Source organism: Exiguobacterium sp. SH0S7, assembly GCF_004337195.1.
In the GTDB taxonomy this organism is placed as follows: domain Bacteria; phylum Bacillota; class Bacilli; order Exiguobacteriales; family Exiguobacteriaceae; genus Exiguobacterium; species Exiguobacterium aurantiacum_A.
Map to the genome: position 1 here is coordinate 1 of NZ_SJVA01000007.1, position 24347 is coordinate 24347.

Here is a 24347-nt window from a genome sequence, read left to right on the forward strand (position 1 = left end):
ATATCGTTCTACAACCATGATCGTCTCCAGAAACGACTAAACGGCTTGAGCCCTGTCGAATACAGGGCTCAAGCCGCCTAGGCTGGTTTTCATTATTTACCCTGTCTACTTGACGGGGAGCAGTTCAGTTCAGCCAGGTCTCTATTTGTATTGCGTCACATCGCACCGCCAGATTTTATGAGGGGCACCGAGTCCCCAGTAATGGTCGATCGTGAGTACAGGTGGACCCATCCGTTTTTCCCAGTACGTTTGCGCGGTCGGAAATCCCGCATCGAGATAAAAAATCGGCTGTCCCCTGCTCAACAGCTCGTCCATCATGTTTTTAAGCAAGAAATGACCGACCCCTTGCCGCTGCTCACTCGGCGTCACATAGATGCATCCGACTTCCGGTACGTCCGGCTCGACATCGAGATGTGCCGTGATAATCTCGTTCGGAGGAAGGATAGCCGCTGTTCCAACAATGACGTCGTCTTTTAGCACGACAAACAATTGGACAGTCTCATCATCCAAACTATCTTGAACGGTCGTATTCAAGCGCGCCACTTCCTCGTCCAACAAATCAGCGTCTTCAAACTGTTCCCGGCGGATCAAATCGCTCAGACTCTCCATAAACAAACGCTGGAGCGGTTTGACATCATCTCGTTCAAGCGGACGAAAGTTCAATATTTCCACTTCCCTCTATCCATAATCATACGTTTCCTTCTTTACCCGTGTCTCTGCCTAACGTAACGTTCGGTTGATGCGACCCTTCCACCGCCTCGAGCTGTTCGAGATGGTCATACCCGAGATGCCCGTGCGTCTTCCAGACGAGCACGATTGCCGTCGTGAACAACAAAAGCGTCAAATAAAGAAAACCGATTGAGACCTGCCCCGGCTCGATCAAGGGGACGAGGGCAAACGAGACGTTAAACGTCGTATGCAGTAAAAAGGCCGCCCATAAGTTCATCGTCGTGACGTTATATAACCACGAGATGATTAACGTAAACGATAGAATGGCGACGGCATAAGCCCAAAATGGGAGGGATGCCTGTCCGGTGCCTGTCATCAAGAAGAGCGGAATATGCCAAACCGCCCACACCACGCCGACGAACAGGCTCGCCTGGAGCGGCGTCTTGTTGAGTTGCAGCGCGTCGAGCAAATACCCGCGCCAACCATACTCTTGTTGAACCGTTCCCCCGATAAATAACATGTAGAGGAAGTACGGGATGACGAGCCAAGGTTCGTTCAGCAGTAACGCACCGCTCGCATCGGTCAGCCAGTACGAGAGTACAAACAAGAACGGGATGAGCAACAGCCCGAACGCATAGTACTTACCGGCCATCCGCCACTCGAAGCCTCGCTTCAACAGTGTCTGCACCCCGCTCCATCCGTTTTCTCGAAACGCCATATAACTGCCGGCCACGCTCGGTCCGAACGAACCGATCAAGACGGTCGCTAGAATCGGCAAACTTGTCCACGTATAGAGCCCCCACCAGCTTAACCATGAGAACGCGAACGCGATGACGATAAACGTTATGACTTCTTTTCGTGTCGGAATCATGCGCTCCGCCTCCTTTTATATGTAGTTTACCCACTCTAGAAGCGACTTGCCTACTTCACCGGCAAAATATTTTTACCATATGAAGCAAAATGATAGGTCGGCTACTATTTACCGAGGTATAATCAGAGTTACAACAAAATCACATTTACTAGCGAGGTACACATGGAACCAGTAGTCGAACACTCGATGAATCACAATTACTTTCTCGTGATTCTTTCTTATATTATCGCCGCTGTTTCCGCTTATGCTGCCATCGAACTGGCACGCCGCGTGAACGCGACGAATCGCTCCACTCAAAATATGTGGATTTTGGCGGGGGGCGCCACCCTCGGACTCGGGATTTGGTCGATGCATTTCATCGCCATGCTCGCTCACGAGGCGTTGCGCCCCGTCACGTATTCGATCCCGCTCGTTTTACTGTCTGTCATCATTGCGATGGCCGGCTGTATCTTCGGCTTCTTGATCGTCTCGCGCCGGACGACTCATCCCGTATTGATCGGTGCAGGACTGTTGATGGGAACCAGTATCGCCAGCATGCATTACGTCGGCATGGCCGCGATTCAAGGCGTCGCGATTTCGTATGATCCATGGTTGGCCATGTTGTCGATCATTATCGCCATCGCGGCCTCACTTATCGCCTTATGGATCGGCTTCTACTCAAAGTATGCCAAACAAAAAATCGACCTCGAGCTGAAAGTGTTCTTTTCACTGCTCATGGGCGTCGCCATCTTCGGGATGCATTTCGTCGGCATGGCCGCGTCATCGTTCGCGTTCATCGAAGCGAACAGCCCGTTCGCTAATGCCGTCGAACCGTCGCTTCTCGCCTGGCTCGTCACGGCGATCACGGTCATCTTGTTTGCCATCTTCTTCTTGTCGCTCACGCTCGACCGTCACCTCAAAAAACGAGAACTCATCCAAGCGACGATTCTCGATTCGACGACGGATGCGGTCGTCACGACGACGAAAGATGGTATGATCCAGTACGCCAACACCGCGTTTTATCGTTTGTTCGACAAAACGGACGATACTTTTTTCCAAGACTACCACTCGTCCTTGACGATCAATCAACAGTTCTATGACCCAAGACGGGTCGAAATCGACGATAAGACGATTGAAGTGACGAGTTACCCGCTCAAAGGTGAAGCGATGGACCAAGTGCTCTGGTTTTTACGGGACGTCTCGGAGGCGATCGCCTCACAACGTCTCGTCGAACATATGGCGTATCACGATACGCTCACCGATTTGCCGAACCGCCACAAGCTCGAACGCATCCTTGCGGAACATATTCAAATCGAGGACCCGGTCGCTTGTCTTTACATCGACATCGACCGCTGGCGTTTCTTGAGTGATATGCTCGGACATCACGGTACGGACGAATTGACGATGCAAATCGCCGAACGTCTTCGCGTCACGATTCATCCAGATGACATTTTGACACGAGTCGGTGCTTCGGAATTCATTATCTTACTGTTCGATAAGCGCAGCACACTCGCCAAACAAAAAGCGGAGAAGTGTATTAAAGCGATCTCACAACCGTTCAATATCGACGGGACGACCGTCGAACTCACGATGAGCGCCGGCGTTAGCCATTATCCGAAAGACACGACGTCCGCGGACGAACTCGTCCAATACGCGCGACTCACCGTCCACGAATCGAAACGGATCGGGAAAAACCAAATCAAAGAGTTCGAAGACGAATCGAAGCATCAAATTTTACGCACGGTTGAGATCGAGAAAGCGCTCATCCACGCACTGGATCGTCACGAGTTCACGCTCGTCTATCAACCGAAAGTATCGCTCACGAAAAATCGACTCGAAGGCGTCGAGGCGCTCTTGCGTTGGAATCATTTCGAACTCGGCGATGTCACACCGACCGAATTCATCCCAATCGCAGAAAACACCGGACTGATCCACCAGATCGGCAACTGGGTCATGCGCGAGTCGTGTCTCGCTTGGGTACGGTGGAACAAGTCCGGCGTCAAGCCGTTCACGCTCTCAGTCAACGTGTCACCGCTCCAGTTCGCGCGTGAAGACTTCGTCGAGACGCTGCAAACCATCTTACAAGAGACCGGCATGGACCCGATGTTCCTCGAACTCGAAGTGACGGAATCATCGATGCTGTCGTACGAGGCATCGACGCGCGATAAGCTCACCCAACTTCATCAGTACGGGATTTTGATCTCGCTCGATGATTTCGGGACTGGTTACTCGTCGTTCCGCCAACTGCGCGAACTTCCGGTCCAAGTGCTCAAGATTGATCGCTCGTTCATCGTCAACTTGTTCACAGACCGCAACCAAGAAGCAATCGTCCGCTCGATGATCCAACTCGGTCATAACCTCAACATGAAAGTGTTGATGGAAGGCGTCGAAACGTCTGACCAACTCGAATGGTTGCTCAATGAGCAGTGCGACTACGTCCAAGGCTTTTACTTCAGCCGTCCGCTTCGCGAGAAAGACGTCGTGAAGCACGTCAAATCGGTCACGACCTATATCGAGTTCGGAAAGACCCGGGCTTAAAAAGACTGCAGTTCGCTGCAGTCTTTTTGTATGCAAAAATCTCCTATGCCAAGGAGACATAGGAGATCAACTTTACGATACGCGTGCTTTTTCTTGCTCGCGGATCAAATGGTACTGCTCGAGAATGAGTTTCGTCAACGTGTCATCTTCATGCAACTGAAGGTACTTTTCCACTGTCGACAAGATACCGTCTTCTGCGATCGATAAATAAAGTTCAGAAGATTCTGAATCCTCAGGGTTGTAATAATTCAAGGCGGCGGCGATCCCGTAGGCAAGTTCGTTCGGCTCGATACCGTTGGCGATGAGTTCTCGTGCCGGTTTGACGAGACGGTCACTCGGCCCAAGCTTACGAATTGGCGAACGGGCGACACGCGAGATTTCATCTTTCAGCTTCGGATTCTCGAAACGTTTGATGATTTTTTGAATGTATTGGCTGTGCTCTTTCGCTTCGAAACCGTATTTCTCTAAGAGCAGCCAGCCTGTCTCGTAAAGGGCGCCTTGGACGACTTGACGGACGCGGCGATCTTTTAACGCCTCGTCGATTGTACCTTTCTCAAACAAAGAGCCGATGTATGACGCGACGGCGTGACCAGTGTTGACCGTGAACAGCTTCCGCTCGATATAAGGTCCAATCTCGTCGACCCACGTCACACCATTAAGCGGGGGCCGCTCGGCCAATCCGTGCGTCTCAATGACCCATTCATAGAACGTCTCGACTTCGACGTAGAGCGAATCTTCGTGCTGTTGGAGCGGGACAATCCGGTCGACAGCCGCATTCGGGAACGAGACGTTCGCCGTACCGACACCGCCTGATACTTCAATCGCTTGTTGCAACGACGCACTGCCCCCGATCATGTTCTCACAAGCAATCACATAGACCGGTGATTCCGTGTCCCGGTCACGCAATCCTTCACTGATAAGTGGAGCGACTTTTGGTAACAGTGTCGGTCCGATCGCTGTCGTGACTAAATCCGCATCGGCGATGAGTGATTTGACGCGTTCCGGATCGGTCAAGCTGTTGACGCCGCGTACCCGGTCGACGAAGACGTTATCGACGCCGTCTTCAGCAAAACCGACCTCGTAATACCGTTTGTCTTCAAGCGCTTGGATGACGGTATCGTTAATGTCGACGAACGTGACCTCGTATCCGCTCTGATTTAATAGTAATCCGATAAATCCACGACCGATGTTCCCGGCCCCGAAATGTACAGCTTTCATGACGCCACCTCTTCCATAAATAGCGACAAGATCTCTTCTTTCGTTTTCGCTTGTACTAAACGCTCAACGTTATCCTCATCCGAACAGATGACCGCGATTTGAGATAGGAGTTCTAAATGTTCATCATCCACCCCAGCGATCCCGATGACGAGCTTCGCAGTTTGTCCGCCAAAGTCGACTCCTTCCGGTACTTGTAAAAAAGAGATTCCCGTCTTCTGAACGGCGGATTTCGCTGATTCCGTCCCGTGTGGAATCGCGACTTGATTCCCGATATAGACGTTTGAGAGCGCTTGGCGTTCATGCATCGCTTCTACGTAGGCCGGTGACACACAGCCGGCTGCTTGTAATACCGAGCCTGCCGCATTTATCGCGTCGGCCGTCGTGTTAAACGATTGATTAAGTCGAATCATCTCTGTCTGAATGAATGGCATTTTAGTTCCTCCTATAGCTCAAATCTGTTCTCTATCTACTGTTTTATGAAATTTTGCTGCGTTCTGCTTTGATTTCTTCAATCAATTGATCGTAGTATTCTGCGTTCAAGAAGTTCGTGACCGAACGGTGAATCGCATTCGGCACTTGCGCTTCGGCCCGGTCCGTCAAATCCTGATGGGTGATGACGAATTGAGCATCTTTTGGCAATTGGCTGACTGACGTGTTCGTCACTTTGATTGGCAAGTTCGACTTGTTCACTTTATTGCGAAGAACCGACGCTCCCATCGCACTCGAGCCCATACCGGCGTCACATGCGAAGATGATGTGGTCGATTTTGTCGAGGCTCTCCGTGTTCACGAGAGCAGATGCATAAGTCTGCTTCCCTTTCATCGCGCTGACATTTTGTGTCGCTTCTTCGAGTGACACTTCTTCGGTCGCACTTGATTTCAAGATGACACTTGCCACGGCAAACGTGACGGCTGCTGACAAGAGAATCCCAGCGACAAGTCCGACGTACGAACCGCGTGACGCCATCGCGAGAATCGCGAAGATACTACCTGGCGACGCTGGTGCGACAAGACCGACATCGAACAGGACGAACGTGAACACGCCTGTTGCGCCCCCTGCGATCATCGCAAGGATCAAAATTGGCTTCATCAAGACGTAAGGGAAGTAGATTTCGTGGATCCCACCAAGGAAGTGAATGATGGCCGCCCCTGGCGCTGTCCGTTTGGCTGCACCTTTCGCGAATACCATATAGGCAAGCAACAGACCGAGACCTGGTCCTGGGTTCGCTTCTAGTAAGAAAAGCACCGATTTCCCGGCGTCAGCGACTTGATCGACACCGAGCGGGCTTAAGATCCCGTGATTGATTGCGTTGTTCAAGAACAAAATTTTCGCAGGTTCGATGAACAAGCTAGCGATTGGCAGCAATTTTGCGCCGACGATCCAGTCAACACCTGCAGCCATGACTTTATCGAGCCCGCTCATAATTGGACCGAACACTTCGAAGCCACCGATCATAAGGAGACCACCGATGATCCCGACCGAGAAGTTGTTGACGAGCATTTCAAATCCAGCTTTGACTTTGCCTTCGATGAGGCGATCAAACTGTTTGATAACATAGCCACCGAGTGGGCCCATGATCATCGCCCCGAGGAACATCGGAATGTCCGTCCCGACGATGACTCCCATCGTGGCGAGCACCCCAACGACTCCACCTCGGACGTCGTGAATCAACTTCCCGCCTGTGAACCCGATTAAGAGCGGTAACAGATACGTGATCGTCGGACCGACGAGCTCAGCTAATTTTTCGTTCGGCCACCAGCCCGTTGGAATGAACAGGGCTGTGATAATCCCCCAAGCGATGAAGGCGCCAATGTTCGGCATGACCATCCCGCTCAGGAAACTCCCGAACCGTTGTACTTTGACTCGGACTCCGCCCGAGCCAGCTTGCGTATTCGCCATGGATAAAACCTCCAGTCGTAAATTGTGAATGCGTAATCGTGTTGTGTAGCTAACCGGTTTGTGCTCTACACCTGTATTGTAGACTCGAGGTAAGCGCTTACTCAATTCAATCCAGTTCGTTCTTTGGCAACGTTTCATGCCAAACAAAAAAATGACCGCGAGTGGGTCATTTTTCATATAGCGTGTCTTGAATCAGTTTCTTCATACATTCATGAAGCAAGAGACGCAGTTGTTTCTGTGAACCGGTACTATATAAGTTCATATGGTCTTCGCTCTCAATCAGCGACCCGCTAACGGCACTGAGAAACTGCAGTTCGACGTCGCTCGCTTCTTCCGGCGCCAGCAGGACGAGTAGACGGGACACCGGTTCGGTCGACTGGTCCATCATGAGGAGCGGGATCGACTGCTTCAAATCGAAGGCGAATACGCTCGCACGCTCGATTGACGAATGGCGACCATGGAACAAGGCGAGCTTCGTCCCCGGGATACCAAGCCCCGCGACTTCGTGACGTCGCAGCAATTGCGCGGACAGTTGGATGCCGCTTTGGACGAGATCACGTTCTTCTAACCGCGTGCCGATGTCGAGCAAGATGTCCTCGAGCCGTTCGCTATTGTCGAGCGTGACGAGATCGAATTGTTCATCCATCCGTTCGAACGTCTCGACGAGTTCTCCGAGCTCCGTGAAGTCGAGCATCGTTGAATGATGTTTTTCTTTCGTTTGAAACGACTGTGGGAGTGACAAAAGCAAGTGACGGACGCGCTGGACTTCCTCGTTCGTCAAGAGCGGGTTAACAATAAGTGTGGGCACCGCGAGCGGTGGGAGTGGAATCGTCGACAAGATGACGTCATAATCGTCGAGCCGGTGCTGCTCGAGCCCGAACAACGACGAGTTGACGACGTCTTGCATCTCAGGAAACTCCTGCTTGACCCGATTGACGAGCATCTTCGATGAGCCGAGTCCGGCCGAACAGACGACGAGCGCCCGGTATTCGCGGCGCCGCACCGGTTTGACAAGAGCGGCCGCGAAGTGCATTGCCCAAAACACCGTTTCGTCTTCTGTGAACGTATTCGTCCCAAAGACGATGTCGGCCGCTTGTTGGATAGCAGACCGTAAGTTCGGATAATCGCGGTCGATGTGCGGACGGACCGTATCCGTATCCGGGAGTGCTTGCGTATTCATGCTCGACAAGATGTGGGCAATTAGCCCTTTCTCGAGGGCGGCATCGTCTGCGAACGCGAAACCGTGGATGAGTGAGACGTGATGAATCAGCTTGTGGACTCGAATTTGCATGACCCAGCGCTCTTCCTCATCTTCTTTCATCTGTTCCTTCAACGAGCGCAACCGGTTGGCCTCTTCGGCGAACCAGACCCGTTCCGCCATCGAGAACGGCGTCCCGAGTGCCGTCTCCATGGCGTGGGCGACTTTCAAGTAGTCGTCCGAGCGTCCTTTCGTATACATCTCTAAGAAGAAACCGGCATCCAGCCGGGCTTGCTGTACCCCGTAGGCGAACGTGACACGCATGATGGTGCGGTCGTCCATCCGCTCATACGGATGTTCCTTCAAATAATCATAGCCGTCGCGGAGTGCTTCGAGCATCGCTTCACACGGGACCGTCTTCAAAAATGCCGGAATATAGTCGTCCTCACCACGGACGAACCGATAGAACGCGAGCGTGTCCCAATGAGCGAGGAGCGCATTGATCATCAGCTTCCGCTTTTCCGCTTCAAGCCCGAGCACTTTCGCACCGACGCCTTTCTTGCGTTCGACTTCGAGATGGTACTCGTCAAACCAACGATCGAGTTTTTCTAAGTCTTGCGTCAGCGTGCTTGGTGACACGTGCATCTGTTTCGCGACCGCCTGCAGTTTGAGCATGTCTTTCTCAAACAACAGTCGCCACGCCAGTTCAAAGATTCGGTCCTCGGCTGTTGGGATTGCCTCGGCCGAGAGAATCAAATCTTCCCGTAGTTGTTGTTTTGCATCCGAGCGGCCGATTAGACTGAGTCCGTGACCTCGTTGCCACGCCAGCTCCAACTCGAATTCTTTTAAGACGCCTTCGAGTAATTGACGCTCACGCTGAATCGTCCGCTCAGACAAATGAACCGCTTGCGCGATCTCCGCGAGCGGTGTCGATGTTTCAGTTGCTAATAGATGTAGTAAAATCGAGCGCTCCCGGGCGCTCCACTCATGCTTCATATTCATTCACCCATTCCTCGACGACTTGTCGGTATTCCTCGAGCGACAGCATATGGTTGACCGAACGAACGTATGCCGTCGGATGTGTCATCACTTCTGTACCTTGTTGATAGATGATTAAATCAACCGCCGCAGGCACATCTTCATAAGTTCCATGTGTGACGTGACACGTCATACGCCCCGAAGACGCCTGAGCAAACAACTTTGCTGCCATCGCACTCGTCACGAACCCACATGGACAGGCAATGTATACGTTCATGTCCAACCTTCTTTCGTCGCTTATCTTTATCTAACCATACGATGGAACCGCTTACTTCACCTACTATTTTGCTCTTTGTCAAAATTATCGGCAAGCAGTAAAAAGCATCTCTCCTCAATCGGAAAGATGCTTTATCTAAAGTTAAGCGGTCTTCAGGCGTTTTCGTGTATGAATCGACTTCATGACGGCACGTGCAATCGGTTGGGCGAACAACAGCTCGATCCAAAACGCGATGCCGAAATTACGGAACCACGTCGGGAAAAAGTGTTCGAGCGTACCGAAGTTGATCTCGCCCATACCGATCCATGGTCCGATGATGGTCATGACGAACGAGATCATCGAGACGTTTAGGACGATGTTCAACAAGATCCGTGCGTTGAAGCCGTCCGTCTGACCGGCAAACCGGTTAAACAGTATGCCGGCTAGCGGCTTCACGATGAAACGGATCAACACGATGAGCGCAATCCAAGCGAACGGGATGATTTTGAGCGTATCGACGTAATGAGCGACACTAAAGCCACGCTCCATGCCGACGATGATCGGGGCAATCGTGTTCACAGATAAAATCGAGATAATCAACATGAACAAAACGCCTTCTTTTGGGTTTTGAGGTAACCGGTCTTCCAAGTGCATAATAAAGCCTCCGTACACATATGATTTCAGATGGTAGACGTATCTTGCGACATATATTTTCGGTACGAAACCGATATCTCTACAAACTGATTTTCATAGTGTAGCAAATCGGAGACTAGCTTCGTAAGCATTATTTTTTATTTTTATTCTACCGTCACCGATTTTGCCAAGTTACGCGGTTTGTCGACGTCACAACCTCGGGCGAGCGCGGTGTAATACGCCATCAGTTGGACAGGGAGCACGGTGATGAGTGGCGCGAGAATCGGTTCCACGTGCGGTAAGATGAACTCATCATTCTCGTGCTCGACGCCTTGCATCGAGATGATACACGCATTGGCACCACGGGCGACGACTTCTTTGACGTTGCCGCGGATGTTCAAGTTCGTCTTCGGTTGCGAGATGAGCGCGATGACTGGCGTCCCGTCTTCAATCAAGGCAATCGACCCGTGCTTGAGTTCTCCACCCGGGTAGCCTTCCGCTTGAATGTACGAGATCTCTTTTACTTTGAGTGCACCTTCGATACAGACCGAGGCGTCGAGTCCGCGACCGATAAAGAACGTATTCGGTGTTGTCTTTAAGTAACGTTCCGCCAAGTCTTCGAACAGCTCTTTTTGTGACATGACCGAGTCCATGATCGTCGCGACACGTGCGAGTTCCGGCATCAAATCGAACGGCAGCTCTTTCCCGTTCGCACGAGCGATGTCATAAGCGAGGATCGCGAGCACCGCGATTTGCGCCGTGTACGCTTTCGTCGACGCGACCGCAATCTCGGGGCCGGCGTGGAGGAGCATCGTCTCGTTTGCTTCACGGGAGAGCGTTGATCCTGGCACGTTCGTCATCGTGAGTGCTTTGTAGCCGCGCTTTTTCACTTCGACGAGGACGGCACGGCTGTCGGCTGTCTCTCCAGACTGTGACAAGAAGACGAACAGCGGACGGTTGCTTAAGAGCGGCATATTGTAGCCAAATTCAGACGAGACGTGCACCTCGGTCGGGATACCGGCAATCCGTTCTAAAATGTCTTTCCCGACGAGTCCGGCGTTGTAGCTCGTGCCACAGGCGACGATGTAGATGCGGTCCGCTTCCGAGACGAGCGAACGGACGCCTTCTGTCAGCTCGATGTCGCCGTTCTCGTTCTGGTAGTGTCGGATGATGTTGCGGATGACGGCCGGTTGCTCGTCCATCTCCTTCAACATGTAGTGCGCGTACGTTCCCTTCTCGATGTCTGACGCATCGATCTCGGCCGTGTACGGCGCACGTTCAAGGATTTCGCCATCGAGCGTCTTGATCGTCGCCGACTCACGCGTCAAGATGACGATCTCGCCGTCATGGAGCTCGAGGTACTGGTCCGTCACTTGGAGCATCGCCATCGCGTCCGACGCGACGACGTTGAACGTGCCATCACCAAGTCCGACGAGGAGCGGCGACTTGTTCTTCCCGATATAGAGGCGCTCACTGTCCTCTGAGTCGATCATCGCGATCGCGTACGAGCCGTGGAGCTCTGAGAGCGTCTTACGGAACGCCGCCTCGACGTCATTTAGCACGACGAAGTTCTTCTCCATCAACTGGACGATGACTTCCGTATCCGTCTTTGACAGGAACGGTGCGTCGATCGTAGCCTTGATCTGCTCGTCGTTCTCGATGACGCCGTTGTGGACGAGCGTAAAGCGGCCCGTCGTGCTTTGGTGTGGGTGGGCGTTCGGTACGCTCGGTACCCCGTGTGTCGCCCAACGCGTGTGACCGATGCCAATGAAGCCTTCCGCTTCGACCGGTACGATGTCACGTAACGCGGCAATCCGTCCGACTTCCTTGAACACATGGACATCGTCACCGACAAGCGCGATTCCCGCTGAATCGTAGCCACGATACTCAAGCTTCTCGAGTCCCTTCAATAAAATCTCTTTCGTTCCGACTCGACCGATCATCCCTACAATTCCACACATACAAAAATCTCCTCTGTATTCGATTTCTCGAAAAAGGAAACGGACTTTTTAGAGTGCTGTCAACGCGCTCCCCTTTGGCCGTCCGGTCACCCGAACGTTTTAAAAGAACACTTTTAGTCGTGACAGGCGACTAGAGGGTATCCGCCGAAACCTCGATCACCCTCGTCCTCGTCAACTCCGTAGAGTTCTGGCGCTTTTCCTTCATAGCTGGCCGTTTCTCCAGATACCCTTTCATGCTAGTCGTTCAACATAATCCACGGATAGTATTTTCATCACATCATCGTTCAGTACTTTTTTACCGTTCACGTAAAAGTCACCACTTTCACTAAAAAGCCATTTTTTTGGAGGCTTGTCCGCCTGACGCGGTTCGTGCATGATAATAGTATATAGAGATGAAACGGAGGAACGGATATGAGCGGACTCTTTCTCGTCATCGGCATCACCTTATCGATTCTCTCGAAGTGGCTGCAGTTTAACGGACAGGATGCGCGCGGAGATATGCTCGTATTTCCGGCTGCATTCTTTCTCGGTTTGGCGCTGTTGTTCAGCTTGCCGTTCTTTAAAGAGTGGTGGGAGGAACCATCAAAGCGACCGAAAGCGCTCCGCTTCGCCGGGCTCGCGGCCGGTGGCATTCTATCGTTCCAGCTGTTCGCCTGGCTCGTCTTCGGACAAGATCAGTGGCTCGGTGCACTGTTCTTGCTCCCTTTCCTCACTTGCCTTTACTTCATTATCCGTACGTTCAAATGAAAACGGTGAAGCGCTCATCATGTGTCTCACCGTTTTTAGGGAATGTCGAGGTCGAATAGAACCCCATAATGATCACTCGGTAGAATATTAGTTTTGCTAACGGGTGCATTTCCGAACACGTCTACGCTTTTAATAACTAGAGAGTTCACTTCAACGTGACGCAATAAAATCCAATCATAGCGCGAGGATTGTTTCGATAAGGAATCCTGTTGCAAATATGGATTATGTGTATAGTCCAATGTCGGTTGCGCTCCTCCTTCATCATACTTGGCGACATCGACCCACCGGTGTTCGGTCAAATAGTGATGGTTCTCTGACTGCGGGTCATCATTGAAGTCCCCGCATAAAATTTCGTACCGTTCCCCCTCGCCGATCCATTCGTGGACCGCCTTCATTTGTGCTTCCCGTATGTCCGACGACCTCCAATTTAAATGGACGTTCGTCAATCCGAACACGTGGCCTCCTACTTGGAACGTTACCCTCATCGCACAGTAGTTTGCTTCTTCTACCTCGTAGTGCCAAATCGCATCATTCGTATCGAACGGAACTTTACTTAAAACGGCGAGTCCTTCATCCGGTGAATCGGGATAAGGATGAAACACACAAAACGGATATCCCGTCTGATTCGCGATATATGTTGCGACATCGATCCCTGTTTCGCCGTCTATGTATGTTTTCACTTCCTGAAGCGCAAGCATGTCAGGGGCAACACGTTTTACTTCCTCACAGATGGCCCCGATTCGCTCGTGCCATAACGTTGGATTGTTCCAAATGTTAAAGCTTGCAACCCTCATATGCTGGCCCCACTTTGGTGCATGTCTGTTAGTACAAATCGCTCGGTTTCTTGAATCTGCTGAATCATCCGGCTCAACTCACCGACCGTGTTATCTAAGTAGTAACGGTCCGGTGCGCCCGAGCTTAGAAACTCGTTCCGTAATATGATGACCCGCTCCCCCATCTTTGAATCCGCCGGCCTGTGCTGATCGCGTTGGACATGAACGTCTTGCTCTGCCCATAAGATGACGTAATGCACTTCAATCCCTTGTTCAATCCAATGTGATGTATATGTCTGTACATCTTTCCAAAATACGACCCAATCTACGACGACGTCATAATCCGCTTCAAGAAAGTTATCGCTCAAGGCAACGATGTTTTTCCAAACAAGTTCATTCGCCTGCTCGGACTCCCAAGGTTTTTCACGACCCGAGACTGCCATATGACTAATGTCATCGCCTGAAATGTATGCACTTTTCTTCATCTGTCGAGCGAGCTGTTTTGCGGTTGTCGATTTCCCGACACCGGCAGGTCCCGAGATAATCCATACCTTCTGCTTCATCAAACTGTTCCCCCTCAACATTTAAGAGGAAGCGCTCAAGCGCTCCCCCATTTTCGTTCTTCTCGCAATTCGGCTTCGGTGACGTAGTTGTTGTCGAGAGTGACCATGTGGCGTTCGTATAAACGATGTCCCCCCCACGACAAGATTCCACCAACTAAGCAGATTATGAGAAACATTCTATAAGTCACCATTTCCATTGTGAAACCGTATAAAAGTACGATAATCAACGGATAGGACATAATCCCGATATACGTATGGGCGTGCACGAGTCGTTTTGCGTCATCTGACGTCAAATAACGCTTTTTCACATTTTCACGTTCCCAGTCTTTTTTGAGTGCTGGAATACTTGTCAGCACTGCGACAACAACAAGTAGAATCGACGGAATCCATTCATTTTCCGAAGCAAATTGTAACATGAACGTCAATGTCGCCGTCATAAAGGCAACTCGCCATTTTCCTGAATCGTCAATCGCCATCAGTTCCCGCATTTGAGTGCGCTTATCCATATCGTTCTTCCTTTTCAATTTCCCGCGCTTCTTTAATTGCTTTGATATCTTGATCCGTCAAATAGTTCCCATCATGTTTTTGAATGATACGGTCGAGCCATTTCCCGAAGAACGTCGCGCCCCAGAAAAAGGCTTGTGATAAAAGAAACGCTTGGAACGATTGTGGTTGCTGTGTTTGATTGAACGCGACGATGCCATAAAAACCAAGAGCAGCAAGTCCAAATAACGAAGCTGTATACCGTAGCGTCAGCAGGTTTCGCGCCTTCTCATTTTTCACAAAGCGGCGCCACATCCGGAAACGCATCATCTCCGTAGTGATGACGAGACTAAATATTGAAAATATAAATATCAGGAAAAACGAATCCGGCATCTCCCAATACGACGCATAAGTCAGCATGCCGATGATTGCTGCGACAACAAAGATCCCAACGACCCAGCTTGTCCATTTATCCATGCGTAGCACCGTATCAATCTGTTGTTTTGTTTGCGGTGAAAGTTCCATTATGATTTCATCCTTTCAATCACTTCATCATAAGTCGGCATCGTCGAATCACAAACCGTGATTTTTTTGTTAAATGACACATTCGAACTTTTTTGCCAAATCCTCGACCGCCGGAAAAGTAAGTTGGGAATCGAGGAACATATAGAACGATTGTGAGCCCGTCGATTCACTCGTCAAAAGTATGGCGAGCACCGTATACAAACCTCCCGTCACAACGCTATCAGAGAGCGTCCAACACGAACCATAAAATCAAAAAGCTAACGACAAGACCGAATCTGATCATTCCAACATCGCATCCGGTCCAGCGGTCTACTTTTAAAATCGTATTGATTTGTAATTTCATTTTTGGTGATAGTCCCATGCGTCTTTCTCTTTTTCCAATATATCTGAATATGTTAGCAACTGCGGTTGATGCATATCGATTCGTTGTTTCCATTTTTTCTCCCGATAAGATCCTGTTAAACTCCAAAGGGCGACTACGCCGCCAGTTAAAATAAAGGCACCCTCGTTTAGGTACAGTGGAATGAACAGCGCAAATAATGAAGCGGCCCTAATCCAGCAGTCAACGAGTCGGTAACGTAACACCTGCACGACAGCTGCATGCTCTGCAAAGGCACGTACTACTTGATATTCCACGTATCCTTTATAGGCCATTCCCATAGATACGACCAACATGACTGGGATGACCCACATCGCCTTTGTCCATAACATAACGATGAATGAGATTAAGAAAATGAATAGGATCGGCCAGCCAAAAAGCCGTTCGAATTGTTTGGCACGTTCTAAAGAGATATCAAATTGACGATCCATTTGGAACCCTCCCTTCAATCACTTCCTCATACGTCGGTAGCTCTGGCTCAACTTGTTTGAGTTTTTTGACAAACCACTTCTGCCGAAGCGGACTCAACACTCCCCATATCCCAAAAAAGAGACCGATTAAGAGACCTAGTTCTTCCGCTGTCAACAGCGTCACCATGAGTGTCGTCAACAAAATCGCGTCCACCCATTCAAAAACGTATTGGATCATGAGGATCCGATGAGCCTTAGGCTGCTCCGTCATCCTCCACATGATGCGCATTTCTTTATAGCCTGTCACGATGATTATGAAAGAGAGCGAACCTATGATGGGAATGAGCCACATTTTTTCTAGCAAGAGGGCGACGATGAAAGCTGTGACATACAGAATGAGAACGGGTGCACCATAACGTCGCATCCGTTGAACCCATCTCACGTTACGCTCCATCTTAGATCGCTTCCTTATCTAAATTCTTATACTCTATATCATGGTGTTTCGTTTGCGTTTCAACGTTCCACGTCCATAGTAAGGCACCTCCGATGAATATCATCACGCATACGTACGCTACGTTTGATGTGAACAAAATTCCATAATTGAATACAAGAAAAAATGCGACACTGTTTATGCCGTCTCGAGCAAGTTGGCGACGATACAATCCCTTCAATTCTGGGTGGAATGTTAGGCGCATGCGATAGCGTTTCATATATAAAATATTGAGTGGAATGAGTGTACACGCGATGTACAGGGCGCCCCACTTGAGTTCATCCGTCCATAAACTGATCGGTAGCATCAGTACAAGAAATGTTCCAAAAAGACCAAAAACCCATTGGTCGAAAAGTCGGGCCCACGCTTTCTCTTGCGTCATTCGTTCACTCATCGTATTTGTCGTCCCTCCTCTGATTGCTCTACCAATGGGACACGTTCATTTAACTGCTTCTGGAATGAGCGGCCGAACACTACCCATAGGAGAAGTACAATGAATACCGTCAAACTGTCATATTTCAAGAGGAGGAGCGCTACAGTTATTGACATGAGAATCGTCGAGTTCACCAAATCATATGTGAGATTCCACTTAAGTGATCGCACTATATCTCGTTCACTTATATGTGCACGACGCATCCGATATTTTTTCACGTCCAACACAAACATGCCGATTCCGATCACGACAAACGGAATGGTCAACCATAAGTAACTTCCGAAGTAGGATATAGCAAGCGCCATTAATGCGAACGCAAGGGAGGTATAGCTTATCCGAAGAGGTAAATTCCCCCACGTATCCTCCTCCATATACCAACGTGTCTCATTCACTTAAAGCACACCCTTTCTTTACAATGCTCACCTTACTCATACGTGCTCTTTCACTCAATCGTTTCATATTTTCCAAATATTCTCGCAATGAATCGTTCGACGTTTTTCAACAATTGGCGAATGATTTACGACCGTTGTAAATAATTTCTGCTATACTGATAGCGTATTCATTCCTATAAATTAATGTGAAAGGTGCAAACAGTCATGGCCCCAAAGTATAAACAAGTCGCTGAACAGATTGAGACGGATATCGTCAATCACGTCTATCAACATACGAACAAGCTCCTCACGGAAGACGAGTATGCGACGAAATACGGTGTCAGCCGCAACACGGTCCGGAAAGCGATCGAGATTCTCGTCAATAAAGGCTACGCCTATCAAGTCCAAGGGAGCGGCGTCTTCGTACGTGACCATTACAACAGCGATTATGTGAACCTCGAAAAACTCCAAGGTCTCACGAGCGACTTCAGTGGACGGAAAGTCGAGACGCATGTCCTCGCCTTTGAGGAGACGACGGCGAACGAAGAAGTGGCGGAACGGATGAAATGTCCGGTCGGGACGCCTGTCTATTACGTCAAGCGGCTGCGTCTCGTCGACGACCACCCGTTCTCGCTCGAAGATTCGTACTTCCGCAAAAGTCTCGTCGTGTATCTCGACCGAAACATCACCGAGAAGTCGATCTATAACTACTTCCGTAACGACCAAAAGCTCGCCATCGGTTTTGCCGACCGCGTCATTTACGCCGATTTCTTGAACGCCGATGATGCCGTTTTACTCGGGTTGAACGAGAACGATCCGGCCCTTCTCGTCGACAACACCGTCTATTTAACGAACGGTCAAATCTTTGACGTATCGCGCTCGACACATCATTTCCGCCATGTTAAGATGCTGAAAGTCTCTAACATCAAGTCTTAAACGCACTCGAGAGGTTGATCTCGCGTGCGTTTTTTTCGTTCACATTTTATCCAAAAAGAAAGGGTTTACATGTAAGCGGTGTCGTGCTAGTATCAAACTATAGAATTTGTACCTATGAATCTTAGTTATCCATACAAAAAGGAGAGATAATATGGTTTCTGAAACAATCGAAATTACACCCGAAGACATCTTCGGTCTAATCGCCCTCTCGGGTGACGCGAAAGCAAGTTACCACCACGCAATGCTCCTCATGCAAGAAGGCAAAGCAGAGGAAGCGGCTGAAGCGGTTAAAGCTGGCGACGCGACGTTGAAAGAAGCACACGCTATCCAAACAAAATTCGTCACGCTCGAAGCACAAGGGAAAACGGCGACAGTCGGCGTCCTCATGGTGCACGCGCAAGACCACTTGATGAACACGATCCTCGTAAAAGAGATGCTCGGCTACATGATGAACATGCAAAACGAAATCAACCAATTGAAAGGAATGGATCAAAAATGATGAAAATCGGACTCTTCTGCGCAGCAGGTATGTCAACAAGTATGTTAGTAGAAAAAATGAAAGCGGTTGCCGCTGAACGTGGCCTCGAGGCAGAAATCGCAGCCTACCCAGAATCAGAAATGGAAACGTACGTGAACGACCTCGACGTCGCTCTTCTCGGACCACAAGTGAAGTACTTGCTTTCAAAAGGCAAACAGATCTGTGAGCCAAAAGGCGTTCCAATCGACGTCATCAACACAGTCGACTACGGCATGATGAACGGAACGAAAGTATTAGACCACGCATTGAAGCTTGTAAATAAATAAACTGAGGTGACCACTTTGAAAATGCCAAAAGATTTCTTGTTCGGCGCTGCTTCGGCTTCTTACCAAGTCGAAGGCGCATGGAACGAGGACGGGAAAGGACTCTCAAACTGGGACGTCTTCTCGAAAATTCCTGGAAAAACATTTGAAGATACGAACGGCGACGTCGCAGTCGACCATTACCATCGTTATAAAGAAGACATCGCGCTCATGGCCGAAATGGGACTCGAATCATATCGCTTCTCAATCTCATGGCCGCGTATCTTCCCGAACGGCACAGGGGAAGTAAACGAAAAAGGACTTGAGTTTTACAACAACTTGATCGACGAGTGCTTGAAGCACAACATCGTCCCGTTCGTGACACTCTACCACTGGGACCTCCCGCAAGCGCTTGAAGAAACAGGCGGCTGGAAAAATCCAGCTACGGTTGACGCGTTCGTACGTTTCGCCGATACTTGTTTCCAATCGTTCGGCGACCGCGTCCGTCACTGGATCACGTTTAATGAAGCGGTCATCTTCTGCTCGCTCGGCTACTTGACTGGGGCACACCCACCAGGTATCGAAGGCGATGTCAAAGGTTACTTCCAAACGACACACCACGTTTTCGTCGCACACGCCCGTGCCGTCGAGTTGTTCAAACAAAACGGTTACGAAGGTGAAATCGGCATCACGCACGTATTCAACCCGGCCTTCAGCATCGATGAAGCCAAGGAGAACAAATTTGCGGAAATGCACGCGAACGCTTATGCGACGCACTGGTTCTATGACCCGATCTTGAAAGGCGAATATCCAGAATACGTCGTGAAAGGACTTGAAGAGCAAGGTCTTCTCCCTGAAATGACAGCTGAAGAGCTCGAGCTTCTCAAGCGTACAGCTCCGATGAACGACTTCATCGGTCTCAACTACTACAGTCCGCAACGCGTCATGAAAAATGACTCGGCGCTCGTTATGGCCGGTGGTCGTGAGAACTCGACAGGTCGCCCAGGTAACCCATCTTTCGACGGCGTCTACAAGACAGTCATGATGGATGACAAGGTATATACGAAATGGGCATGGGAAATCTCACCGGAAGCGTTCCTTGACGGCATGCACATGTTGAAGGAGCGTTACGGCAACGTGAAAATCTACATCACCGAGAACGGTCTCGGCGACGTCGATCCAATCGTTGACGGCGAGATCCTCGACGACCCACGCATCGAATACATCGAAGGCCACTTGCGCGCTGTGAAACACGCCGTTGAACAAGGCATCAACGTCGCAGGTTACTACGCTTGGTCGGCAATCGACCTTCTCAGCTGGCTCAACGGATATAAGAAGCAGTATGGCTTCATCTACGTTGACCACGCGAACGGACTCGCTCGCAAGAAGAAAAAATCGTTCCACTGGTACAAAGACATCATCGCCACGCGCGCTGAAAACCTATAAGGAGGTTCCCCATGAGCCGCTTAGAAAGAGTATTTGAAAAGTTCACACCAGGTTTCGTTCGATTTGCGAACGCAAAGCCCGTCCTTGCAATTAAGGACGGGTTCATCCTGACAATGCCGATGACGATCATCGGTTCGCTGTTCCTACTGATCTTGGCGTTACCGATTCCAGGTTGGGCCGAGTTCATGTCAGGATTGTTCGGAGCCGATTGGACGCTCCCACTCACGCAAGTCGTCGGTGCGACGTTTGACATCCTCGCTTTGATCGGGGTATTCGGAATCGCCTACTCGTACGTCAAAAACGAAAAAATCGAAGGCGTACCAGCTGGTATCCTCGGAATCATCTCGTTCTTGATCATCACACAAGCATCTGTCCTCTCTGAATCAGGAGAAGCAGTCAACGGAGTCATCCCGAAAGTATGGACAGGTGGACAAGGTGTCCTCGCTGCCATCGTCGTCGGTTTAGTCGTCGGATTCATTTATTCGCAATTCATCAAACGCGGGATCAGCATTAAAATGCCTGACGGTGTCCCACCTGGTGTTTCGAACTCATTCTCGGCACTCGTTCCTGGTCTTGCGATCATCGCACTTGCTGCTGCGACATTCGCTGTCTTCCAAGCGGTTGCAGAGCGTACGTTCACAGAAGTCGTCTATGACGTGCTTCAAGCTCCACTCCAAAACTTGACCGACACACTCGCAGGAGCCGTCATCATCATGGTGCTCATGTCCGTCATGTGGTGGTGTGGAATTCACGGTGCCGCAATCATCATGGGTATCATGGGGCCACTCCTTACAGCAAACGCGCTTCAAAACCAAGCGCTCATCGACTCAGGCCAAACACTTGTTGCCGGTGAGAACGCAAAAATCGTTACAATCCAGTTCCTCGACGTCTTCACGAAGCTCGGTGGTTCAGGAATCACGATCGGATTCATCATCGCTACGCTTATGGTCGCCCGTTCGGCTCACTTGAAACAGCTCGGTAAGCTCTCGCTTGCACCAAGTTTGTTCAACATTAACGAGCCGGTCATCTTCGGGATGCCGATCGTGTTCAACCCGATCATGTTCGTACCGTTCGTCATCGTACCTGCAATCGCATCGTTCATGGTGTACTTCTCAATCCTTTGGGGCTGGGTCGATCCGTTCAACGCACTTCAAGTGCCGTGGACAACACCACCGATCATCTCTGGTTTCTTAATCGGCGGATGGCGTGCAGCGCTCTTGCAGATCGTCACGATCGCAATGGCCGTAGCTGTCTACCTCCCGTTCGTCCGCATGCAAGATCGCGTCTCGTACGGTGAAGAGTTGAAAGCACAAGAAGAAGCAGACAAAGCTTCAGCCTAAGCAAAAAACGACAGCCCTTCTCAGCGATGAGAAGGGCTGTTATATTTAGGAAAATGTCTATGAACGTTGAGCGTCCTTGCAACGTCTCGAACTCAAAATCAAGCTCCTCCGTTTCGTCAATGGTCATCTACGAATCGAATACCAATTTAGTAATTTCATTCTACACCAGGCTATCGCTATTAGCGTTTTGTATTCACTTCGGAGTGTTCTACTTAATTTATAGTTCATTAAAACAAAATCAGAATAGGTTATAAATCTCAATATAAGCCCATATTCTATTCTTATTGAAAGTCATTCGCAGTAAATATTCTTTTAACAAATTTGATTAATCCCATTTTTGGTGTTCAGATTGAGATTTTTTATAAGTATATAGCAACTGAGCCAAAAACATAATTAATAATAAAAGCGGTACTAATATTTTTTCAAGAGGCGAGGTTACTGTCAAAAAAATGAACAAAGTAAGAAAGATAAGAATAGGTAACCCTGCATACAATGTTCTCTTAAATTTTTGTGTATAAGTGAGTTTGTGGTACATTTTCACTTAAATCCCTCCTTTATTCCATTTAATATTTATTATATACTTAATTTAACACTAAAAGGGGGTAACGTAAACTTATGAAAAAGTTTTATAAGCAATTTACACTTGTAATGAGTACTCTATTACTTTTGTTTGGTTCTTTTTCACTTTCAGTTAATGCCGCTGAACATTCTGGGGCTACAAAACAGCATTTAAACTTGAATGACATCAAGAATCATGAACAAATTTTTGAGTTGATTCATCAAGATCCCAATGACATTATCTCTTCTTATTGGTTAGATGAAAGTGTCAAATCTGGTGTAATTAACATATTCAATTCATCAGAAAATAAATATTATAACTTGTACGTTGAAAAAGATCACATCACTTACTACAGTATTCAATATTATGTGAGTCATGATTCAAAAGATGCGAAATTCGAACTATATTCTATCGACTCATTTAATAATTCTCACCATGAATTCACTTCGCAAGTTGCAAACGAGACTGGCAAGGTCTCACATCAAATAAATGCAAAAAGTAATAGTAATACAGCTTACAAATGGGCCTGTATTTTCTCTAGCTATGTTGCTTGTGCAGCAGCGGCCGGTACAATAGGATTCGGAGTGGCTGGTCCATTTGGAGCAGGCGCAGCTGCTCTTGCCTGCAGATACGTTTTCCAAACGCTTGTCGAAAAATATGGTAGTAAAAAAGCAGCTTGTAAAATTTTTAGCTAACTTCCGTTGTAGGGAGGTAATCTTACTTTCCTACATCTTTTTTCCTTATTCTCCTTCTTTTTAACTCATGAGTATAAATTAAATACTTAATTTCTTTTCTACATAATACGTAAATTGAGAAACATAATTTCTTGCTTTAATAAGTCCGCTTTATATACTTAAACCAAGTATCGACCTGTAACAAAAACGACAGCCCTTCTCATCACAGAGAAGGGCTGTTATATTTAGGGAAAAAAGTAAAGGGGTTGAAAAAGTGGAAGTGTACTATCCTGCCCTATTTGCTGTTCTCGCTGGCGTGTCCGGATTAGTCGGGTTAGCACTACAGTCTGTCTATCCCATCTTGTTAGTACCTGTCTGTTTACTCGTCGCGGGATACTTTACAGTCTCTAAAAAGAAGCAAGCGGAAACACGCAATTATACGCCGAGCTTCATGATCTTATCGAGCGCCGCACTCGCATTCGGTCTCGGCTTTAAATCCATCGTCCCATACGCCATGCTCATCGGAATTGCGTTGCATATGGTCTGTATCGTATGCGCGTTCATTGCACTTGGCCGATATCAGTCGCAATCATGAAATCATTCTTACAGTCAGGAGGGATCGTCGGAGGACTTCTTGTCCTCCTCGTCCTTCCTTTGCTTTTACTTGATATCGGACTCATCTGGCTGCTCGAAAGGAGCTTGTCCGCACCGCTCTCCCTTTTGATCGCATTATGTTGCTTTTATAGCATATCTTTTGGCTTCGGACTCCTCATCGACGGTTTCGGCGCTGTCCTCGCGTCACTTCGTTACACTCGAGCATTGCCGTTCCTACGCGCCGTCGGTCATCTTGCGACAAGTGCCGGTAGTTTATATAGCGTGACCTGGTTATTCCCGAATGTCGCGTTGTCACCACTGACGATGAGCGTGATTGTTTTCGTGCATTGGCTTGGGGCACATCTTTGGCTTCGGAACGATTCACCGGGCAAAGCGGGAACTGCACCGAACGATTCCCTCGATCATCAAATTGTTCAGATGTTACGGACCGCGACCGTACCCGACTGTGTCGAGACCATCCAACAACAGTATCCAAACGTATCGAAACTCGAGATTTTGCGTCGGGTTCGTCGTATTAGCCGCTAAATCGAGCCATTTGTTGTTTACAAACTTTTTTAATCGTTTAAATTTTATTTTAACGATTAAAAAACGAACGCATAAAAATATCCATCTGTCGTCTAGAC

Annotated in this window: 27 protein-coding genes; 11 read left to right on the plus strand and 16 right to left on the minus strand. The window is 49.1% G+C overall.

Annotated elements, in window-relative coordinates:
- Positions 1 to 81 (plus strand): IS3 family transposase (locus EVJ22_RS15720; protein WP_131440828.1); only part of this gene is annotated, 81 nt, incomplete at its 5' end.
- Positions 82 to 141: 60 nt separating this feature from the next.
- Here the strand turns inward: EVJ22_RS15720 and EVJ22_RS11015 are convergent.
- Together EVJ22_RS11015 and EVJ22_RS11020 are read right to left on the minus strand one after the other, a co-directional pair.
- The gene (locus EVJ22_RS11015) at positions 142 to 672 is read right to left on the minus strand and encodes a GNAT family N-acetyltransferase (protein WP_233589691.1); all 531 of its coding nucleotides are present in this window, start codon (positions 670 to 672) and stop codon (positions 142 to 144) included.
- 16 nt (positions 673 to 688) lie between these two features.
- Positions 689 to 1540, minus strand: a complete 852-nt coding sequence (locus tag EVJ22_RS11020; RefSeq protein ID WP_071398916.1) for a CPBP family intramembrane glutamic endopeptidase — start codon at positions 1538 to 1540, stop codon at positions 689 to 691.
- A gap of 162 nt (positions 1541 to 1702) precedes the next feature.
- Here EVJ22_RS11020 and EVJ22_RS11025 point away from each other — a divergent pair, with 162 nt between their 5' ends.
- Positions 1703 to 4057 carry a bifunctional diguanylate cyclase/phosphodiesterase gene (locus EVJ22_RS11025; RefSeq protein WP_233589692.1) on the plus strand — a complete coding sequence of 785 codons (2355 nt, stop codon included), beginning with the start codon at positions 1703 to 1705 and terminating at the stop codon, positions 4055 to 4057.
- Positions 4058 to 4129: 72 nt separating this feature from the next.
- Here EVJ22_RS11025 and EVJ22_RS11030 read toward each other — a convergent pair whose 3' ends face one another.
- From EVJ22_RS11030 to glmS, 7 genes are all read right to left on the minus strand, one after another.
- On the minus strand, positions 4130 to 5275 hold the full coding sequence (locus EVJ22_RS11030) for a mannitol-1-phosphate 5-dehydrogenase (protein WP_071398918.1): 1146 nt from the start codon (positions 5273 to 5275) through the stop codon (positions 4130 to 4132).
- Positions 5272 to 5706 (minus strand): PTS mannitol transporter subunit IIA, encoded by a 435-nt coding sequence (locus EVJ22_RS11035; RefSeq protein ID WP_071398919.1) that lies wholly within the window; start codon positions 5704 to 5706, stop codon positions 5272 to 5274. The genes EVJ22_RS11030 and EVJ22_RS11035 overlap by 4 nt, the downstream gene beginning before the upstream one ends.
- A gap of 43 nt (positions 5707 to 5749) precedes the next feature.
- Positions 5750 to 7174 carry a PTS mannitol transporter subunit IIBC gene (locus EVJ22_RS11040; protein ID WP_131443923.1) on the minus strand — a complete coding sequence of 475 codons (1425 nt, stop codon included), beginning with the start codon at positions 7172 to 7174 and terminating at the stop codon, positions 5750 to 5752.
- Positions 7175 to 7340: 166 nt separating this feature from the next.
- Positions 7341 to 9368, minus strand: coding sequence for a BglG family transcription antiterminator (locus tag EVJ22_RS11045; RefSeq protein WP_158625526.1), 2028 nt, complete (start codon positions 9366 to 9368; stop codon positions 7341 to 7343).
- The gene (locus EVJ22_RS11050; protein ID WP_071398922.1) at positions 9358 to 9627 is read right to left on the minus strand and encodes a PTS sugar transporter subunit IIB; all 270 of its coding nucleotides are present in this window, start codon (positions 9625 to 9627) and stop codon (positions 9358 to 9360) included. Before EVJ22_RS11050 ends, EVJ22_RS11045 begins: the two co-directional genes overlap by 11 nt.
- A gap of 141 nt (positions 9628 to 9768) precedes the next feature.
- Positions 9769 to 10260, minus strand: coding sequence for a DUF2798 domain-containing protein (locus tag EVJ22_RS11055; protein WP_071398923.1), 492 nt, complete (start codon positions 10258 to 10260; stop codon positions 9769 to 9771).
- A gap of 143 nt (positions 10261 to 10403) precedes the next feature.
- The gene (glmS, locus tag EVJ22_RS11060; RefSeq protein WP_131443924.1) at positions 10404 to 12200 is read right to left on the minus strand and encodes a glutamine--fructose-6-phosphate transaminase (isomerizing); all 1797 of its coding nucleotides are present in this window, start codon (positions 12198 to 12200) and stop codon (positions 10404 to 10406) included.
- Positions 12201 to 12611: 411 nt separating this feature from the next.
- Between glmS and EVJ22_RS11065 the strand changes: the two genes are divergently transcribed.
- The gene (locus EVJ22_RS11065; protein WP_071398925.1) at positions 12612 to 12947 is read left to right on the plus strand and encodes a hypothetical protein; all 336 of its coding nucleotides are present in this window, start codon (positions 12612 to 12614) and stop codon (positions 12945 to 12947) included.
- A gap of 35 nt (positions 12948 to 12982) precedes the next feature.
- Here EVJ22_RS11065 and EVJ22_RS11070 read toward each other — a convergent pair whose 3' ends face one another.
- The 7 genes from EVJ22_RS11070 to EVJ22_RS11100 all read right to left on the minus strand — a co-directional run bounded on the left by EVJ22_RS11070 (position 12983) and on the right by EVJ22_RS11100 (position 16964).
- Entirely contained in the window at positions 12983 to 13741 is a 759-nt protein-coding gene (locus EVJ22_RS11070) for an endonuclease/exonuclease/phosphatase family protein (protein WP_071398926.1), read from the minus strand.
- The gene (locus tag EVJ22_RS11075) at positions 13738 to 14283 is read right to left on the minus strand and encodes an AAA family ATPase (protein ID WP_071398927.1); all 546 of its coding nucleotides are present in this window, start codon (positions 14281 to 14283) and stop codon (positions 13738 to 13740) included. Before EVJ22_RS11075 ends, EVJ22_RS11070 begins: the two co-directional genes overlap by 4 nt.
- 35 nt (positions 14284 to 14318) lie before the next feature.
- A complete protein-coding gene (locus tag EVJ22_RS11080) occupies positions 14319 to 14789 on the minus strand; it encodes a hypothetical protein (RefSeq protein ID WP_131443925.1) in 471 nt (156 codons plus the stop codon).
- On the minus strand, positions 14782 to 15291 hold the full coding sequence (locus EVJ22_RS11085) for a hypothetical protein (RefSeq protein ID WP_071398929.1): 510 nt from the start codon (positions 15289 to 15291) through the stop codon (positions 14782 to 14784). The genes EVJ22_RS11080 and EVJ22_RS11085 overlap by 8 nt, the downstream gene beginning before the upstream one ends.
- A 339-nt stretch (positions 15292 to 15630) precedes the next feature.
- Positions 15631 to 16101 (minus strand): hypothetical protein, encoded by a 471-nt coding sequence (locus tag EVJ22_RS11090; protein ID WP_071398930.1) that lies wholly within the window; start codon positions 16099 to 16101, stop codon positions 15631 to 15633.
- Positions 16085 to 16504 carry a hypothetical protein gene (locus tag EVJ22_RS11095; protein ID WP_158625527.1) on the minus strand — a complete coding sequence of 140 codons (420 nt, stop codon included), beginning with the start codon at positions 16502 to 16504 and terminating at the stop codon, positions 16085 to 16087. The genes EVJ22_RS11090 and EVJ22_RS11095 overlap by 17 nt, the downstream gene beginning before the upstream one ends.
- Positions 16505 to 16535: 31 nt before the next feature.
- Positions 16536 to 16964 (minus strand): hypothetical protein, encoded by a 429-nt coding sequence (locus EVJ22_RS11100; protein WP_071398932.1) that lies wholly within the window; start codon positions 16962 to 16964, stop codon positions 16536 to 16538.
- A 635-nt stretch (positions 16965 to 17599) separates the two neighbouring features.
- On the opposite strand from EVJ22_RS11100, the gene EVJ22_RS11105 reads away from it, so the two are divergent.
- The 8 genes from EVJ22_RS11105 to EVJ22_RS11140 all read left to right on the plus strand — a co-directional run bounded on the left by EVJ22_RS11105 (position 17600) and on the right by EVJ22_RS11140 (position 24249).
- Positions 17600 to 18310, plus strand: a complete 711-nt coding sequence (locus EVJ22_RS11105) for a GntR family transcriptional regulator (RefSeq protein WP_071398934.1) — start codon at positions 17600 to 17602, stop codon at positions 18308 to 18310.
- Between the two features lie 151 nt (positions 18311 to 18461).
- On the plus strand, positions 18462 to 18809 hold the full coding sequence (locus EVJ22_RS11110; RefSeq protein WP_021065301.1) for a PTS lactose/cellobiose transporter subunit IIA: 348 nt from the start codon (positions 18462 to 18464) through the stop codon (positions 18807 to 18809).
- Complete coding sequence (locus tag EVJ22_RS11115; protein ID WP_070329088.1) at positions 18806 to 19114, plus strand: PTS sugar transporter subunit IIB; 309 nt, start codon at positions 18806 to 18808, stop codon at positions 19112 to 19114. The genes EVJ22_RS11110 and EVJ22_RS11115 overlap by 4 nt, the downstream gene beginning before the upstream one ends.
- A 15-nt stretch (positions 19115 to 19129) precedes the next feature.
- Positions 19130 to 20536, plus strand: coding sequence for a GH1 family beta-glucosidase (locus EVJ22_RS11120; RefSeq protein WP_131443926.1), 1407 nt, complete (start codon positions 19130 to 19132; stop codon positions 20534 to 20536).
- A gap of 11 nt (positions 20537 to 20547) precedes the next feature.
- Positions 20548 to 21876 carry a PTS sugar transporter subunit IIC gene (locus EVJ22_RS11125; RefSeq protein ID WP_131443927.1) on the plus strand — a complete coding sequence of 443 codons (1329 nt, stop codon included), beginning with the start codon at positions 20548 to 20550 and terminating at the stop codon, positions 21874 to 21876.
- A gap of 615 nt (positions 21877 to 22491) precedes the next feature.
- The gene (locus EVJ22_RS11130) at positions 22492 to 23130 is read left to right on the plus strand and encodes a hypothetical protein (protein ID WP_131441493.1); all 639 of its coding nucleotides are present in this window, start codon (positions 22492 to 22494) and stop codon (positions 23128 to 23130) included.
- Between the two features lie 253 nt (positions 23131 to 23383).
- Positions 23384 to 23704: a hypothetical protein gene (locus EVJ22_RS11135; RefSeq protein ID WP_071398938.1), complete on the plus strand. Its 321-nt coding sequence runs from the start codon at positions 23384 to 23386 to the stop codon at positions 23702 to 23704.
- Entirely contained in the window at positions 23701 to 24249 is a 549-nt protein-coding gene (locus EVJ22_RS11140; RefSeq protein ID WP_131441494.1) for a hypothetical protein, read from the plus strand. Before EVJ22_RS11135 ends, EVJ22_RS11140 begins: the two co-directional genes overlap by 4 nt.
- Positions 24250 to 24347 lie beyond the last annotated feature (98 nt).